The following is a 15,200-nucleotide window of genomic DNA, read 5'->3' as shown; positions in this document are numbered from 1 at the left end:
GGGTCGGTTTCGCCGGGAGCGCGTTCGGGTACCGCCGCCTGCGACCGTACGTCCCTGCCGGAGCTTCCGCCCGCCAGTCGAGGAGGGCACCATGTCCACCGTTCCCCTGCCGCCGTTGCCGCCCGCTCCCGAGGACGGCTTCCGGCCCGGTGGTCGCAGCATCGCCGACATCGTGGACCGGGAGCACCGGCAACTGCTGGCGCTGCTGGACCAGCTGACCGGCCCGGACGCCACGCCGCAGGGAGGGCTGCCGGTGCTCAGCGCCGCGCTGTCGCGCCACCTGTCCGCCGAAGAGCAGTACCTGCTGCCGGCGGTGCGTGCCGCGCTGCCGGCCGCGACCGAGCGCGTGGACGCCGAGATCGCGGCCGACGCCGGTCTGCTGAACGCCCTGAAGGGGCTGACGGATGATGCGTTGACCGAGGTCGCCGAGCGGGTCCGTCAGCACGTCGACGGGGTGGGCGGGCTCGTCACGGAGTTGCGCGCGGTCGCGACCGATGAGGAGCTGATCCGTCTGGGCAACCGGCTGGAGATCGCCGAGGAGGCGGCGCCGACCCGGCCGCACCCGGGCACTCCGGGCACCCCTCCGTGGAACCGGATCGTGGAGCCGGCGGTCGGCGTGGTGGACAAGGTGCTCGACGTGGTGACCCGGCGGCCGACGTACCTGGCGGACCTGCCGGAGCCACCCCGGGACTGAGGCAAGGCCACGCTCGCCAATGCATTCATTATCACCGATCCGCTCGGGCTATTCCGCCGGGTGACCCGTGGTCCTACCGTCACCCTATGAACCTGGAGCTGCGTCACCTGCGGGTGGTCTGCGCGATCGCTGAGACGGGGAGTGTGACGAAGGCGGCGTCGGCGCTCGGCCTGGCCCAGCCGGCGCTCACCGCCCAGCTCCAGCGCATCGAACGGACCCTGGGCGGCCCGCTGTTCGACAGGGACCGGCGCGGCGCCCGACCCACCGCGCTCGGCGAGCTGGTGCTGGCCCGGGCCCGGGTCCTGCTGCCGGCGATGAAGGGGCTTCAGGACGAGGCGGCCCGGCTGGCCGGCGCCGGCGGGGCACCGCCGTGCTACCGGTTCGGCGGGGTCAACAGCCCGATCCTGGGCCGGCTGGTGCACCGGTTGGCGGCCGAACACCCGCCCGCCCAGATCACCACGTTCGCGTCCTGGTCGGTGGACGAGTTGGCGCAGTTGGTGGCCGGCGGTCGACTGGACTTCGCGCTCACCGGTGTGTGCGGCGACGCCATCCCGTCGGCCGGGTTCGGGTTGAGCTGGCAGGAGGTGGCCATCGACCCGGTGCTGGTGCTGCTGCCGGAGTCGCACCCCCTCGCCGAACGCGACGAGGTGCGCCTGGCCGACCTGCGCCACGAGCAGTGGGTGGCCGCGCCGGGCGACGGCTGCTTCGGCGACTGCTTCGCCGCCGCCTGCGCCCGCGCCGGCTTCACCCCCCGCAAGGTGTACGAGACCGACATCCGCGGCTGCGTCGACCTGGTGGACGCCGGCGTGGCGGTGGCGCTGTGTCAGGCGACGTTCCGCCCGGTGGCCGGGCTGGTGACCCGCCGGATCGCCGGCACACCGCTGCGCTGGCGGCTCCTGCTCGGCTGGCACCCGGACTCCCCCGCCGCTCAGGGCGCCGACCTGGTGTTGGAGACGGCCAAGGCGGCGTACGTCGACTCGCTGGCCCCGCATCCGGAATACCTGTCCTGGCTGCTGACCAATCCCGGGTTCGGTGTGCGGCGACCCAGCGGGATCCGACCGGTCTGAGCCGGTATTCCCTGCCGGTGGCGGTGCGAACCGCCGTTGGCCGGGTATCTGGCGGACATGACCGACCTCTACCCGCCCGCCGACGACCGCGAACTGCTGCGCCAGGCGGCCGCCGCGCACACCGCCGCCACCCGCCAGGTGGAGGCGTTCCTGCGCCGCCTACCGGCGGTGCCCGACCCGGCCGACGTCACCGAGTACGCCAATCTGCTCACCCGGGAGGACCAGACCCGCGGTGACCGGGACGCCGCCGCCGACGCGGCCGGCCTGACCATCGGCAGCCTGGAATCCGACCAGGGCCAGTAGCAGGACGCCGAACGGTGCCGTCCCCGCCCGGGACGGCACCGTCGTGCGTTCGCTCAGCGTTCGACGAGCGGGTCGTGACCCAGGTCGAGCAACGAGTGCCGCCAGCTGTCGTCGGCGTTTCCGCGCGACGGCTTGGCGTCCATGAGCTCGCGGATGCGCTCGACCGCCTCCCGCATCACCTCGATGTCCTCCGGGGTGAGGTCCACCTTGCGCTTGTTCAGCACCTTGAGGATCTCCCGGCCCGGCTGGGGCAGGTCGAGGTTCGGGTTCGGGCTGAACGACTCCTCCCCGGAACCCCGGGTCAGCAGCCAGGTGCGCAGCTGCTCCGACGGGACGTTGACCTCGGCGTGGAAGTCCTCCCAGAGCACTTCCACCTCGGGGTCGAGCCGCGCTTCGCGTACCATCAGGTCTCCTCTCCGGGCGGCGGCCCGGACGTCTTCTCCGGGTCGTCCTGGTCGGTCTTCGGATGCAGGCCCTCGGCGGCCAGCCGCGTTCGGCGGGGGTTCGCGGTGGGCGGCGCCAGGATCGGGTCGGGATGGTCCTCCTCGTCCCGGGGTTTCGCAGGCTCGTGCGGGTCCTCGTGCTCGTCTCGTCGCGCCGGCCCGCTCATCGCGGGTGGGTGGTCGTGGCGGCGGTGTACCCCCGCTCGCCTGCGGTCACGTCGAAGGTGAGTGCGCCGTCGCGGACGTCTACAGTGACCTTCTGCCCCGGTGAAATCGCCGACTCCAGCAGCATCCGGGACAGGTGGTTGTCCACCTCCCGCTGGATCACCCGGCGCAGCGGGCGGGCGCCGAACTCCGGCTGGTAGCCGTGCTCGGCGAGCCAGTCGATGCCGGCGGTGGTGAACTCCACCTGGAGGTCCTGGGCGTGCATGCGGCGGCGGGTCTCCTCCAGCAGCAGCGCGGTGATGTCGCGCAGCTGCTCGGCCTCCAGCCGGCGGAAGATGATGACCTCGTCGATGCGGTTGAGGAACTCCGGGCGGAAGTTCTCCTGCAGGCGGCGCATCAGCCGCTCCCGCAGTTCGTTGCTCTCCTGCTCGCTGCCCACGTCCCCGCTGCCGAAGCCGACCGAGCGCTGGGCGCCGGTGATCAGCTCCGAGCCGAGGTTGCTCGTCATGATCAGTACGGTGTTCTTGAAGTTCACCGTGCGACCCTGGCTGTCGGTCAGCCGCCCGTCGTCGAGCACCTGGAGCAGGATGTTGAACACGTCCGGGTGGGCCTTCTCGATCTCGTCGAGCAGCACCACCGCGTACGGGCGGCGACGCACCGCCTCGGTGAGCTGACCGGCCTCCTCATAGCCGACGTATCCGGGTGGCGCGCCGACCAGCCGGCTGACCGTGTGTCGTTCCTGGAACTCGCTCATGTCCACCCGGACCATCCGGTCCGCCTCGCCGAACAGCGCCTCGGCCAGCGCGCGGGCCAGCTCGGTCTTGCCGACGCCGGTCGGGCCGAGGAACAGGAAGCTGCCCATCGGCCGCTCCGGGTCGGCCAACCCGGCCCGGGAACGACGGACGGCCTCGGCGACCGCGGTGACCGCGTCGTCCTGGCCGACGACCTTCTGGTGCAGGTATCCCTCCAGGCGCAGCAGCCGGTCCCGTTCCTCCTCGGTGAGTTGGCTGACGGGGATGCCGGTGGCCCGGGAGACCACCTCGGCGATCTCCTTCGGACTCACCTCGGGCACCTGCGAGGACGACCCGTCGTCGCCGTTCGCCCGACGGATCCCCTCCTCCAGCTCGGAGATCCGGTCGCGCAGCGCGGAGGCCCGCTCGTACTGCTCGTCGGTGACGGCCTGCTCCTTGTCCCGGCGTACCTCGTCGAGCTCCTGCTCCAGCTCCCGCACGTCGGAGGCGGGCGTGCGGGTGCGCAGCCGCACCCGCGCGCCGGCCTGGTCGATGAGGTCGATGGCCTTGTCCGGCAGGAACCGGTCGGTGACGTACCGGTCGGACAGCTCGGCGGCCGCGACCAGCGCCTCGTCGGTGAAACGCACCTGGTGGTGCGCCTCGTACCGGTCGCGCAGACCACGCAGGATGGCGATGGTGTCGTCGACGCCGGGCTCGGGCACCAGCACCGGCTGGAAGCGCCGGGCCAGCGCCGCGTCCTTCTCGATGCTCTTGCGGTACTCGTCCAGCGTCGTCGCGCCGATCACCCGCAGCTCGCCGCGGGCCAGCGCGGGTTTGAGCATGTTGGACGCGTCCATCCCGCCCTCGCTGCCGGCGCCACCCGCCCCGACCAGGGTGTGGATCTCGTCCATGAAGATGATCAGCTCGTCCCGGTGCGCCCGGATCTCGTCGATCACCTTCTTCAGCCGCTCCTCGAAGTCGCCCCGGTAGCGGGTGCCGGCGACCAGACCGGCCAGGTCGAGTTGGACGACCCGCTTGCCGAGCAGGGTCTGCGGGACGTCACCGTCGCAGATCCGCTCGGCCAGCCCTTCGACGATGGCGGTCTTTCCGACACCGGCCTCGCCGATCAGCACCGGGTTGTTCTTGGTACGCCGGGACAGGATCTCCACGGCCTGCTCGATCTCGTCGGCCCGTCCGATCACCGGGTCGATCTGATCGTTGCGGGCCAGGTCGGTGAGGTCCTGCCCGTACTGGTCCAGGGTTGGCGTGCCGCGATCCGGCTTCGGGCCGTTCATCGGCCCGCGCTCGGCGTTGGCCGCCTGCAACGACTCGGGTTGGATCCGGCCGGCGGCCAGCATCCGCCCGGCCGGCGACTCCGGGTTGAGCGGCAACGCCATCAGGATGTGCTCAGGGCCGATGTAGTTGGCGCCCATCGCCCGGGACAGCTGGTGCGCGTCGAGCAGCGCCCGCTTGGCGGCGGGGGTCAACGACAGGTTCGGTGGCACCTCCCCGCGCGGTGCGCCGTCGCCCTTCCCCCCGAGCGCGTTGAGCAGGGTGTCCGGGTCGGCGCCGGCCCGGCGTACGAGGTCCCGCAGGGGTTCGCGTTGCAGCGCCGCCCAGAGCAGGTGGTCGGTGTCCAGGTCGCTGCTCTGGCGCTGGGCGGCCCGCCGGGCGGCGTCGGCCAGCATCTCCCGGGCGTCGGCCGTCATCAGACGGGTGATGTCGACCCGGTGCGGTGGCCGGCGCCCTCCCTCGCCCCGGCCGAAGTATCTGGCCAGGAATTCGTCCCACGGGTCGGAGCCGATGTCACCGGGTCCCATCATGTCTGTCCTCCGCAGTCGGGCGCGGCACGGTCGGCAGGGGCTACCCGGCGCGCGCCCCGACAAACGCCGCAGGTGGTGGAGCACCGGCATTCCGGGAGTGGCGTCCGGCGCGGGCCGGCCGTTTGGTGGCAGGCTGAGGGGATGACTGAGACCCCGCTGCTGATCGTGGACGGCGCCAACGTTGTCGGCTCCCGCCCGAACGGGTGGTGGCGTGACCGCGCCGGCGCCGCGGCCCGGCTACGCGACTCGCTCGCCCCGGTGGCGACCGTCGGGCTGCCGGCCCGGCTGCCCGCCCCGGTCGAGGTGGTGCTGGTGGTCGAGGGTGCGGCGCGGGACGTGCCGGGCACCGAAGGCGTGCGGGTGGTCTCCGCCGCCGGCTCCGGCGACGACACAGTGGTCGAGCTGGTGGCCGACGCGCCCGAGCGCCGTCGGCTGGTGGTCACCGCGGACCGGGAGCTGCGCGGGCGGGTGACGGCGCTGGGCGCCGAGGTGTACGGCCCGCGTTGGCTCCGCGAGGTCCCCGCCAGCAACTGAGAAATTCTCGCACTGGGACTCCCACAGAACGGACTCCCGGCACTTCCGGGTGCCTTCCGGACAGGCGGGCAGGAACACCGACAGGGCGGATGTTCTTTCGTGGCCCCCGATAGGCTCTAATGGAGATCTCCCCGCCCCCAGGAGGTTCCGCCGTGGCGAGCGTCGCCGAGTTGAAGGCTGCCATTGATGTTGCCCTCCAACAGATCGGGGACGGGCAGACAGCCGTCCAGGCGGCCGGCGAGAAACTGTCCGAGGCGCAGCAGACCCTCGCCGGCGCGCTCGAGGGCAGCGGGCACGAGACGGTGGAGGCGGCCCAGTCGTCGCTGACACAGGCCAGCCAGGAGCTGGAGGAGTGTCTCGCCGCGACACTGGTCGCGGTGGAGCAGGCGCAGCTCTACGTCGCCACCCTGTAGGCCACCATGTCCATCATCGAGGACGTCGGTGGGCAGGTCCGTGCCGCCAGCGAGGAGTTCCCGGTGGCCCTGCTCGGGCAGGCGCTGGAGAAGTTCGGCCTGGCCGCGGAGAGACTGCGCTGGGTACGCCAGGAGTCGGCCAACCCGATGGGGGTGCCGGAGCTGTCCGCCGCGACCGAGCACGCCGAGAGCGCCGGCTACGCGTTGCGGGTGGCACAGGAGCAGCTCTCGGCGTACCTGACCGCGATCGGGCTGGGCGCGGACGGCACCCCGGCGCCCCGCCCCGAACAACGCGCTCCCCGACACGACACGCCGCCGGCCGCCGGGCCCACAGCGGTCGCGCCAGAGCCGGCCGAGCAGGTGCGAATGAGCCGCTGGTGGTCGGTGCGGGTGGCCGAGCTGACCGGCGGGCGCGAGGGCACCGACGACGAACCCGACGAGCGGGTGGACGACTCCCAGGAGTTGCTGCGCCGAGTGGTGGGTGGTGTCCGCTCCGGCGACCGGGACCGGCTCCGCAAGGAGCTGCGCCGGGCCCCGGCCGACGTGGGGCTGGGCATGGCGGCGCTGGCGCCGCCACTGCTGCGCGAGCTGGCCGGTGAGCTGCTGGGGCATCCGCCCCGCGCCACCGACCTCGGCCGGCTGCGCGGTGAGCTGGACGGGCGGGTACGCGACCTGCTGCCCGGGCTGCCGCCGCCGGTGCTGGAGACACTGCTGACCCGGGTGTGCCGGATGCCGCCACCGCGCGCCTCCGGGGAGCCGCCGCACGCGGCCGACTCCGCGGTCACCGCCGGGGTGGCGACCGGGCTGCTGCTCGCCCGACTCGGCCGGGACCTCCCCGCAGGCGGCGTGAAAGAGCCAGTGGGCGCGGGAGAAGCGAACGGCGCGGAGCAACGAGGCGGCGCGGGGCAACCGGCGCGGGCCGGGCGGCCGGCGGGCGCGGGGCAGCCGGGCGGGGCCGGACAGTCGGCGGGCGCGGGCGCGCGCCTCGGCGGTGCGGTTCAGCGGCCGGGTGCGCAGCGCTCCGGTGGCCTGCTGCCGCACCCCGGTGGCCTGCCGCAGCGCACGGATGGTGTGCCGCCCCGCTCCGGTGGTGTGCCGCCGCGCTCGGGTAGCCCGTGGCGGGACGCGCCGGCTCGACGGAGCTCCGATGGCTGACCGGCGCGGCCAGTTGGCCAGCCGGGTCCGCGACACCCTCGCCGAGGCGTTGGGCGCGACCCGTACCCGCCTGTCCGCCGCCCAGGCCGAGCTGACCGCCGGGCGCGAACGGCTGGCCCGGGTCGAGCGGGCGGCTGCGGCCGTACCGGCACGGGTGGGTGCCCAGCGGGACCGCCGCGTCGCCGAGATCGACGCCCGCTACTCGACCCGGATCGCCGAGCTGGCCCGGCGCGCCGCCGACGCGGCCCGGCAGGAGGCGCCGGGCTGCGCGGGGGCCGACTGGCCGGGGTGGGCCCCCACGCCCGCCCGCCGTGCGGAGCCACCCGGCGCGCTACGGGTCGGCACGGTCCGGATCGACGGCGTCGACCCGGTGCCCGCGCTGGTGCCGCTGCTCGACGCCGGGCACGTACACCTGTCCGGGGACGATCGCGCCGGCTGCGACGCCGTGGTGTCCGCGTTGCTGCTGCGGGCCGCCGGCCGCGCCGACCCGGGCGCGGTACGCCTGGTCGGGTACGACCCGGAGCAGCTCGGCGGTGGCCTGGCCGGGTTCGCGCCGCTGGGCACGGCGGGGCTGCTCACCTTCGTCGGCCCCGGCGGGCTGGGCCCACTGCTCGACGACCTGGTGGAGCAGATCCGCCGGATCAACGAGACGGTGCTCGCCGGCGAGTACGCGTCGTTGCGCGAGCTGGCCGCGGCGACCGGCCGACGACCCGAGCCGTGGCGGGTGGCGGTGCTGCTCGGCGGTGATGAGCTCAACCGGCACGAGCGCGGACAACTGGACCGGGTGGTACGCGCCGGCGCGGCCTGCGGGGTGCACCTGGTGGTCCACGGTGTGCCGCTGCCGGAGGACCCGACGGTGACCCGGGTGGTGGCCGGGGTGTCCGGCGCACGCATCGGCGGGTCGGCCGGGCTGCCCGTCCGTCTCGATCCACCGCCACCGGCGACGCTGGTCACCGAGACGTGCCGGGAGATCGCCGTCCGGGTCAACGCCGGCCCACCGCCGACCCCGTTCGCGGACCTGCTGCCCCCGCCGGAGCTGATGTGGCGGGAGGACTCATCCGACGGGCTGACCGCGCCGATCGGCGAGGGGCCGCAGGGCCGGCCGGTGCGGCTGACGCTGGGCGACTATCCACCGCACGCGCTGATCGGCGGACCGTCCGGCACCGGCAAGACCAACCTGATCTTCGCGTGGATCGGCGCCCTCGCCGCCCGCTACTCCCCCGCCGAGCTGGAGTTCTACCTGCTGGACTTCAAGGAGGGGGTGTCCTTCGCGCGGTTCGCGCAGGGCCGGCGCGACCCGAGCTGGCTGCCGCACATGCGCCTGGTCGGGATCAACGTCAACACCGACCGGGAGTTCGGCCTGGCGCTGCTGCGTTTCCTCGCCGAGGAGCTGCGTCGGCGCGCCGACGCGGCCAAGAAGCACGAGGTGACCAAGCTGGCCGAGCTGCGGGCCGTCGACCCGACCGGGCACTGGCCACGGATCGTCGCGGTGGTCGACGAGTTCCAGATGCTGCTGGCCGGTCGGGACGTGGTCGCCCGGGAGTCTGCCGACCTGCTGGAGGACCTGGCCCGACGCGGCCGGTCCCAGGGCATCCACCTGGTGCTCGCCTCACAGGACGTGCGGGGCATCGAGGCCCTGTGGGGCCGCCCCGCGCTGGTCGCCCAGTTCACCCTGCGCATCGCGTTGCCCAAGGCGCTGCGGATCCTCGCCGAACGCAACGACGCGGCACAGTCGCTGCCTCGCTGGCACGCGGTGGTCAACGCCGAGTCGGGCATGGTGGAGGGCAACGAGGTCGCCCGGATCCCGTCGGCCAGCGACTGGGAGACGTGGAGCGGCTTGCAGCACCGGCTGTGGCGGATGCGCCCGGCCGACGCCGCACCGGCCCGGCTCTTCGACGGCGACGCGATACCCCGACTGGCGGACGCGCCGGACTTCCGTACGCTCGCCGCGCCTGCGGACGGGAGCGTGCCGCGCAGCCCGGTCGCCCTGCTCGGCGAGATCATCGACGTACAGTCCCGCTCGGCGGCGCTGCGACTGCCGCGCGCCCCCGGGCGCAACCTCGCCGTGCTCGGCACCCGGGTGGACGAGGCCTGCGCGGTGCTGGACGCGGCGGCCCGCTCACTGGCCCGCCAGCACCCGCCGGGCACCGCCCGGTTCTCCATCGCCTGCCTCGACGCCGACGCTGACCCGATCGCCCGTGCGCTCTACGACGACCTGGCCGACGACGCCGCCTGGTACGACGAGGAGACCGTCGGTGAGCTGATGGCCGAGACGGCCGACGGGCTGACCGGCCCGGGGAGCCCGCACTACCTGCTGCTGTTCGCCGTCGACGCGGCAGCCGGCGCGCTGGCCGCCCGAGCCGGCCGACGCACCGGGCTGGAGCAGCTGCGGCGGATCCTGCACGACGGGCCGGAACGACGAACGCACGTGCTGGCCTGGTGGCGGGGAGTGGCACGGATGCGTGCCGACCTCGGCGGGCCCGCCGCGCGTACCGACCAGATCGGCGCCTGGGTGGCGCTGGACACCCACGGCGGCGAGCTGGGTTCCTCGCTCTACCCGGGCACCGGCGGCCCGGACTGGTATCCCCGCCCCTGGCGGGGCCTCTTCTTCGACCGGGCGGTGCACCGCACCGGACAGGTGATCATCCCTTATGGTCCGTCGCGATGAACGAACCGGTGACCAGTGAGACGTACACGGCCCAGCTCCGACGGCTGGCTGACCTGACCGCACGAGTGGGTGAGCAGCGCGCCGAGGCGCACACCTGGTACGAGCGGCAGTGCACCGCTGCCGAGCGGGCCGTCGCCGACGCCGCCGAGCAGCTCCAGTACGCCGAGGAAGAGCTGGTCGCCGCCCGCGAACAGCAGGAACGCGTCGACGCCGAGGTGGCCCACCTGTGGCAGCAGGTCCGCTCGCGCCTCGGCGCCCGTCGCCTCGGTGGCCCGCCCGCACCCGCGAACGGCACCACGGCCACCGATCCGGTGCTGCTGCTCGGAAAGGCCCGTGACCTGCTCGACCGCGCCGGGCAGCCGGGTGAGCTGCCCGGTTCGGTCAACCCGCTGCTGGCGCTGTGCGGGGTGGCCGGCGCCGTCCTGGCGTACGCCCTGGGGGTTGGGGCGCGGGCGTTGGGCGTCGGGTACGGCGGCGATCTCGCGGTCGGGATGCCGGTGCTGGCGCTGGTGGTGACCCTGTTCGGGCCGTTGATCGGCCTGGTGCCGGCGCGGGTGCTTGCCGACCGCCGGCACGCGATGCTCGGTCCTCGACCGATCACCGTGGTCCTCGGCGCTGGGGTGGTGACCACGGTGCTGCTGCTGGTGCTCGGCCGCTGACGCGCGGGGTGGCCGGCGCCGCCCGCGTCGTTCCCGGTGGCGTGGGGCTCGTGATCGACGCGACTTCCTGAAAACCGGGCCATCCCCGCGATGATCCACTCGACCTCCTGGAAATCGGGCCATCCCCGCGGCCCGGACACCCCGACTTCACGAAAACCGAGTCGATCACCCGCCGACCAGGCCGGTGATCGACTCGGCTTCACGGAAACCGGGCCATCCTCGCCACCCGGACGCCGCGACATCACGAAAACCGAGTCGATCACGGGCCGGCAGGGCCGACAGCGCGGGCCGGCAGGGCCGACAGCGCGGGCCGGCGGGACGCGCGGGCCGGCGGTCAGGCCGGGACCAGGACGGCCTCGCGCAGCAGTCGCCGGGTCAGGGTGACCCGGTCGGCGTCGTCGGGCAGCCCGGGCAGGCCACCAACCCGGGTGACCGCGCCGCTGAGCAGGACACGAGCCGCCGCCTCGCAGTCACCAGGCAGGGTGATCGTCCGGTCGAACAGCCGCAGCGCCACCGAGTCCGACCCGTGCGGCACCAACTGCCAGCGCAGGCCCGGACGCACTGTGACCTGGGAGTCGGCGTCAAGCGCGGCCACCGCGTCGGCCTGGGCGAGCGGCCGGATGGGTGCCGGGCGGGCGGCCGTCCAGGCACGTTGGCGCAGGCGCGCGGCGACCGCACCGGGGTCGGCGCGCAGGAGCCAGTCCCGCAGTGCCTCGACCGTCTCGGTCAGCTCCGGTTCGATGGCGTCCGGGTCGGCGACGTCGGTGCCGAACGGCAGGCTGGCCCGCAGCCGTTGGTCCTCGGCGGCCAGCGCCAACAGCTCCTCGACCAGGGCATAGCGGGTGAGCGCGCGGATGCCCACCGTCAGGTGCAGTGAGCTGGCGTCCTGCGCCTGCGCGCTGTGCAGCCAACCCCGGGGCAGGTAGAGGGCGTCGCCGGGGGCGAGCACCACGTCCAGCGCGGCCTGGCCCTGCGCGGTGGCACCGACCTCGTCGGCGCGGCCACCCCACGGCTGCTTCTCCAGCGGGTCGGGCAGCACGGGCGGGTGGATCCGCCAGTGTTTGCGGCCGTCGACCTGGAGGACGAACACGTCGTGGGTGTCGTAGTGGGTGGCGAACCCCTGGCTGCCCGCCGGGGTGAGGTAGGCGTTGATCTGCAACGGCTGGTTGAGCGCGAGGCCCAGGTCACGGGCGAAGTCGACGAGCGGTGGCCAGATCCGGTGCAGGCCCTGCAACACCAACGTGGCGCCGGAGGCGTACTGCTCCAGGACCCGCTCGTCGAGCACCTGGTCGCCGATCTCGGCGCCCGCGCCGCCACCGCCGGTCCAGCGCGCCGCCGGCACCAACTGGCCGTCCTTGGCGACGCGCAGAAAGGGGGTACGCAGACCGCGCCGGCTGAGCAGCTCGTCGGCGTCTGCGGGGCTGAGCAGGTCGGCGAAGCCGGACGCGTTGGGCAGCTCGGCGGCGCGGGAGAGCAGCGGGGTGTGTCCCCAGTGCGCGGCGGCGAACTTGGCCGGCTCGACCGAGACGCAACGGGCCAGTGCCTCGGCGGCGTTCGCGGACGGAACCGCCGGGCGGCCGTGGCCGCCCGGCGGGTCGAGGTGCGTCATGATGTGCCGCTACCGGGCGCTGCCGTCAGCGCCGCCGTCCTGCTGACCCGGGGTGGCACCGCCGTCGGCGGGACCCTCCGCGCCACCGTCGGCGCCACCGTCGTGCTGACCCGGGGTGGCACCGCCATCGGCGGGACCCTCCGCGCTGCCGTCGGCGCCACCGTCGTGCTGGCCCGGGGTGGCACCACCGTCGGCGGGACCCTCCGCGCCACCGTCGGCGCCACCGTCGTGCTGACCGGGGGTCGCGCCACCGTCGGCCGGGCCCTCCGCGCCGCCGCCGCCCATGGTCTGCATGTCGTCATCGTTGAGTGCCATCGGTACTCCCTTGGGTGTGCCGCCCCGCCGTGCGCCGGGGTCCGTCGTGCTGCGGGTGGTACCCCACGCGCGATCTTCTCTAACCCTCACCGTAGACGCCGAACCGGGGCGACACGGGCAGTTCGCGAGCGGCGGCGGAGAGTGCCAGGATGGGGTGGTGATCCTGGTGGGCACGTCCGGCTGGCAGTACCGGGACTGGCGGGGCCGCTTCTACCCGCAACAACTGCCGCAGCGGCTCTGGCTGGAGCACTTCGCGGCCGGGTTCGCCACGGTCGAGGTCAACAACGCCTTCTACCGGCTGCCGGAGCGGGAGACCTTCGCCGCCTGGCGGGCACGCACACCGGCGGATTTCTGCGTGGCGGTGAAGATGAGCCGCTACCTCACCCACATCAAGCGGCTGCGCGATCCGGAAGAGCCGGTGGCCCGGTTCCTCGGTCGCGCCACCGCGCTCGGCGACCGTCTCGGCCCGGTGCTGCTGCAACTGCCGCCGAACCTCCGGGCGGACGTCGACGCACTCGACGCGACCCTGCGGCTGTTCCCGGCCGAGGTGCGGGTCGCCGTCGAGCCCCGGCACCCCTCCTGGTGGACCGACGCCACCCGGGCGGTGCTGGAACGGCGTCGGGCCGCGCTGGTCTGGGCCGACCGGCTGGGGCGCCCGGTCGCTCCGCGCTGGCGCACCACGGACTTCGGATACCTCCGCCTGCACGAGGGGCGGGCACGGCCGTGGCCCCGCTACGGCCGCGCGGCGCTCACCTCATGGGTGCGGCGGCTGACCGACACCTTCGGCGAGGACGAGCCGGCGTACGTCTATTTCAACAACGACCCGGGCGGCGCCGCCATCGTGGACGCTGTCGCGTTCGCCGCGCTGGCCCGCGCGGCCGGGCACCCGGTGTCCCGGGTGCCGACGCCGGCCGAGGCGGACACCTCCGGCGACTGAGCCCGCCCGAGGCGTTCCTCGGGCGGGCTCACGAGCGTCAGGCCGTCACGGCATCATCTTGGCGAGGTCCTTGGGCATGGTGTCCTTCACGTCCTGCCACTCGCCCTGGGTGACGTGTCGGCGCAGGGTGTCCAGCACCACCTGCGTCACCCGTTCCGGGCCGCCCTCCGCGTCGTACGGGAAGCCCTGACGGACCTCGTAGAGGAAGTCGTCCCGGTTGAGCTTGATCGGCACGTCGGACGGCACCCAGCCGTCGAAGTAGATCCCCCGCACGAGCACCGGCAACTGCTGGGCGAACTCGACGCTCTCGTCCACCGGCAGCCGGTCGCGCAGCAGGTGCAGCACCGTGCGCAGAGCCGCGTACGACTGGTTGCGCCGTTCCTTCGGCCAGCCGTAGGCGTTCTCGATGTCCTTGAGAATGAGGTTCGTCTTGTCCAGCGAGGACTCGAACGCTGAGATCATCGAGTCAGCCATCGGTCGACCCCCGTTCCGTGCTGTCCCACCGTCGGTCATCGGCGCGGCGAGGCGGCCCCGATGGGCCGCGGCGTGCCCGCACCGGGCTGCCCTGCGGCGCGCGGCGGGCGTTGTCCGCCGTACCGACCACGTGCAGGACGGCACCGCGCCGTCGATCCGTCACCACTCGAACCGTCATCCCCGTCACCTCCGTGTCGTCTGCGGCGTCGACCACCCCCGGGCGGTCGTACCCACCGTCCCCAGCCTGCCGGCGCTGCGGGTGACCCGGCCCCACCCGGATCGGGTGAGGTCAGTTGGCGTCGAGGAGGCCAGCGAGGGTCTTCGCGTTGGTCTGCGCGTAGTCGCGGTAGCAGTTGTTCATCAACACGTGCGTCTGACCGGCCTCGTCGGCCAGCTCGCGCAGCTTCGGCGCCCAGTCGGCCAGCTCCCGCTTGGAGTAGTGGTAGCCGAACTTCTCGTGGATGTCCTTGCTGGTCCACTTGTCACTGTGGCCGTGGAAGCGCACCACGGCGAGGTCCGCGGTGGCGGCCAGGATCGGGGGCAGCGACGAGCGGTGGCCCTGCGGCATGTCCACGCAGACGTACGGCAGTTTGTGCTCGCGCAGGAAGGCCAGGGTCTCGTCGGCGTTGTCGCCGTCGAACCAGGAGGCGTGCCGGAACTCGTAGACCGGGCGCAGCGGCGCGCAGCGCTTCGCCACCTCCAGCAGGTACTGCTTGTTGGCCCGCTTGATGGTGAACCAGGGCGGGAACTGGAACAGCAGCGCACCCAGCTTGCCCGCCTCGACCAGCGGGTCCAGGGCGGACAGGAAGCGCGTCCAGACCTCCTCGTACGACTGCGCGGGCAGGTCGTCGGGGTAGACGTTCTTCTTGTCGGTCTCCGGACGCAGGTCCTTGTAGAGGGCGCTGACCCGGGTGGGATGCCCGGTCAGCAGACTGAACGCCTTGATGTTGAAGGTGAAACCGGCCGGCGTGCGCTCGGCCCACAGCTTCGCGGTCGCCTCGGCGGGCGGCGAGTAGTAGGTGGCGTCCACCTCGACCAGCGGGAACTGCCGCGCGTAGTAGGCCAGCCGCTTCTCCGGGGTGTCCGCCGTCTGCGGGTACCAACCCGAGTCCAGCAAGGTGCGGTCGGTCCAGGACGCGGTGCCCACGAGGATGTCACCCATGGTTCAAGTCCATCGCGTCACGGACCGACCGGCAACCGCTGACGTCGC

Annotated in this window: 16 protein-coding genes; 9 read left to right on the top strand and 7 right to left on the bottom strand. The window is 73.5% G+C overall.

Features of this window, described 5'->3' with window-relative positions:
* Positions 1 to 91 precede the first annotated feature (91 nt).
* The 3 genes from CLT68_RS20975 to CLT68_RS20965 all read left to right on the top strand — a co-directional run bounded on the left by CLT68_RS20975 (position 92) and on the right by CLT68_RS20965 (position 2,064).
* Positions 92 to 694, top strand: coding sequence for a hemerythrin domain-containing protein (locus tag CLT68_RS20975; RefSeq protein ID WP_099853234.1), 603 nt, complete (start codon positions 92 to 94; stop codon positions 692 to 694).
* 86 nt (positions 695 to 780) lie between these two features.
* On the top strand, positions 781 to 1,761 hold the full coding sequence (locus CLT68_RS20970; protein WP_099853232.1) for a LysR family transcriptional regulator: 981 nt from the start codon (positions 781 to 783) through the stop codon (positions 1,759 to 1,761).
* Positions 1,762 to 1,818: 57 nt separating this feature from the next.
* Positions 1,819 to 2,064 carry a hypothetical protein gene (locus tag CLT68_RS20965; protein WP_099853230.1) on the top strand — a complete coding sequence of 82 codons (246 nt, stop codon included), beginning with the start codon at positions 1,819 to 1,821 and terminating at the stop codon, positions 2,062 to 2,064.
* A 53-nt stretch (positions 2,065 to 2,117) separates the two neighbouring features.
* On the opposite strand, the gene CLT68_RS20960 is transcribed toward CLT68_RS20965, so the two are convergent.
* Genes CLT68_RS20960 through CLT68_RS20950 form a run of 3 tightly spaced genes read right to left on the bottom strand, consistent with a single transcriptional unit; the run spans position 2,118 to position 5,226 of the window.
* Entirely contained in the window at positions 2,118 to 2,468 is a 351-nt protein-coding gene (locus CLT68_RS20960; RefSeq protein ID WP_091408434.1) for a DUF3140 domain-containing protein, read from the bottom strand.
* Complete coding sequence (locus tag CLT68_RS20955) at positions 2,468 to 2,674, bottom strand: hypothetical protein (protein ID WP_099853228.1); 207 nt, start codon at positions 2,672 to 2,674, stop codon at positions 2,468 to 2,470. Before CLT68_RS20955 ends, CLT68_RS20960 begins: the two co-directional genes overlap by 1 nt.
* Entirely contained in the window at positions 2,671 to 5,226 is a 2,556-nt protein-coding gene (locus CLT68_RS20950) for an ATP-dependent Clp protease ATP-binding subunit (RefSeq protein ID WP_099853226.1), read from the bottom strand. The genes CLT68_RS20955 and CLT68_RS20950 overlap by 4 nt, the downstream gene beginning before the upstream one ends.
* A gap of 141 nt (positions 5,227 to 5,367) precedes the next feature.
* On the opposite strand from CLT68_RS20950, the gene CLT68_RS20945 reads away from it, so the two are divergent.
* The 5 genes from CLT68_RS20945 to CLT68_RS20925 all read left to right on the top strand — a co-directional run bounded on the left by CLT68_RS20945 (position 5,368) and on the right by CLT68_RS20925 (position 10,655).
* A complete protein-coding gene (locus CLT68_RS20945) occupies positions 5,368 to 5,760 on the top strand; it encodes a hypothetical protein (RefSeq protein WP_199177103.1) in 393 nt (130 codons plus the stop codon).
* Between the two features lie 152 nt (positions 5,761 to 5,912).
* Positions 5,913 to 6,173 carry a hypothetical protein gene (locus CLT68_RS20940; protein ID WP_088948039.1) on the top strand — a complete coding sequence of 87 codons (261 nt, stop codon included), beginning with the start codon at positions 5,913 to 5,915 and terminating at the stop codon, positions 6,171 to 6,173.
* 6 nt (positions 6,174 to 6,179) lie between these two features.
* A complete protein-coding gene (locus CLT68_RS20935; RefSeq protein WP_099853223.1) occupies positions 6,180 to 7,328 on the top strand; it encodes a hypothetical protein in 1,149 nt (382 codons plus the stop codon).
* Positions 7,321 to 9,996, top strand: a complete 2,676-nt coding sequence (locus CLT68_RS20930) for an FtsK/SpoIIIE domain-containing protein (RefSeq protein ID WP_099853220.1) — start codon at positions 7,321 to 7,323, stop codon at positions 9,994 to 9,996. Before CLT68_RS20935 ends, CLT68_RS20930 begins: the two co-directional genes overlap by 8 nt.
* Complete coding sequence (locus CLT68_RS20925) at positions 9,993 to 10,655, top strand: hypothetical protein (RefSeq protein WP_099853218.1); 663 nt, start codon at positions 9,993 to 9,995, stop codon at positions 10,653 to 10,655. The genes CLT68_RS20930 and CLT68_RS20925 overlap by 4 nt, the downstream gene beginning before the upstream one ends.
* Positions 10,656 to 10,989: 334 nt before the next feature.
* On the opposite strand, the gene CLT68_RS20920 is transcribed toward CLT68_RS20925, so the two are convergent.
* Both CLT68_RS20920 and CLT68_RS20915 read right to left on the bottom strand, forming a co-directional pair.
* Positions 10,990 to 12,264, bottom strand: a complete 1,275-nt coding sequence (locus CLT68_RS20920) for a JmjC domain-containing protein (protein WP_099853216.1) — start codon at positions 12,262 to 12,264, stop codon at positions 10,990 to 10,992.
* Between the two features lie 9 nt (positions 12,265 to 12,273).
* Complete coding sequence (locus tag CLT68_RS20915) at positions 12,274 to 12,579, bottom strand: hypothetical protein (protein ID WP_099853213.1); 306 nt, start codon at positions 12,577 to 12,579, stop codon at positions 12,274 to 12,276.
* A gap of 157 nt (positions 12,580 to 12,736) precedes the next feature.
* Here CLT68_RS20915 and CLT68_RS20910 point away from each other — a divergent pair, with 157 nt between their 5' ends.
* A complete protein-coding gene (locus CLT68_RS20910) occupies positions 12,737 to 13,516 on the top strand; it encodes a DUF72 domain-containing protein (protein ID WP_199177102.1) in 780 nt (259 codons plus the stop codon).
* A 45-nt stretch (positions 13,517 to 13,561) separates the two neighbouring features.
* Here CLT68_RS20910 and CLT68_RS20905 read toward each other — a convergent pair whose 3' ends face one another.
* Together CLT68_RS20905 and CLT68_RS20895 are read right to left on the bottom strand one after the other, a co-directional pair.
* Positions 13,562 to 13,990 carry a DUF2267 domain-containing protein gene (locus CLT68_RS20905; RefSeq protein ID WP_088948032.1) on the bottom strand — a complete coding sequence of 143 codons (429 nt, stop codon included), beginning with the start codon at positions 13,988 to 13,990 and terminating at the stop codon, positions 13,562 to 13,564.
* 289 nt (positions 13,991 to 14,279) lie between these two features.
* Positions 14,280 to 15,152 carry a DUF72 domain-containing protein gene (locus tag CLT68_RS20895; RefSeq protein WP_099853209.1) on the bottom strand — a complete coding sequence of 291 codons (873 nt, stop codon included), beginning with the start codon at positions 15,150 to 15,152 and terminating at the stop codon, positions 14,280 to 14,282.
* Positions 15,153 to 15,200: the final 48 nt, after the last annotated feature.

Source organism: Micromonospora sp. CNZ299, from assembly GCF_002754415.1.
Note: the sequence above shows the minus strand (reverse complement) of the source record. Positions and strands in the feature narration are given on the sequence as shown.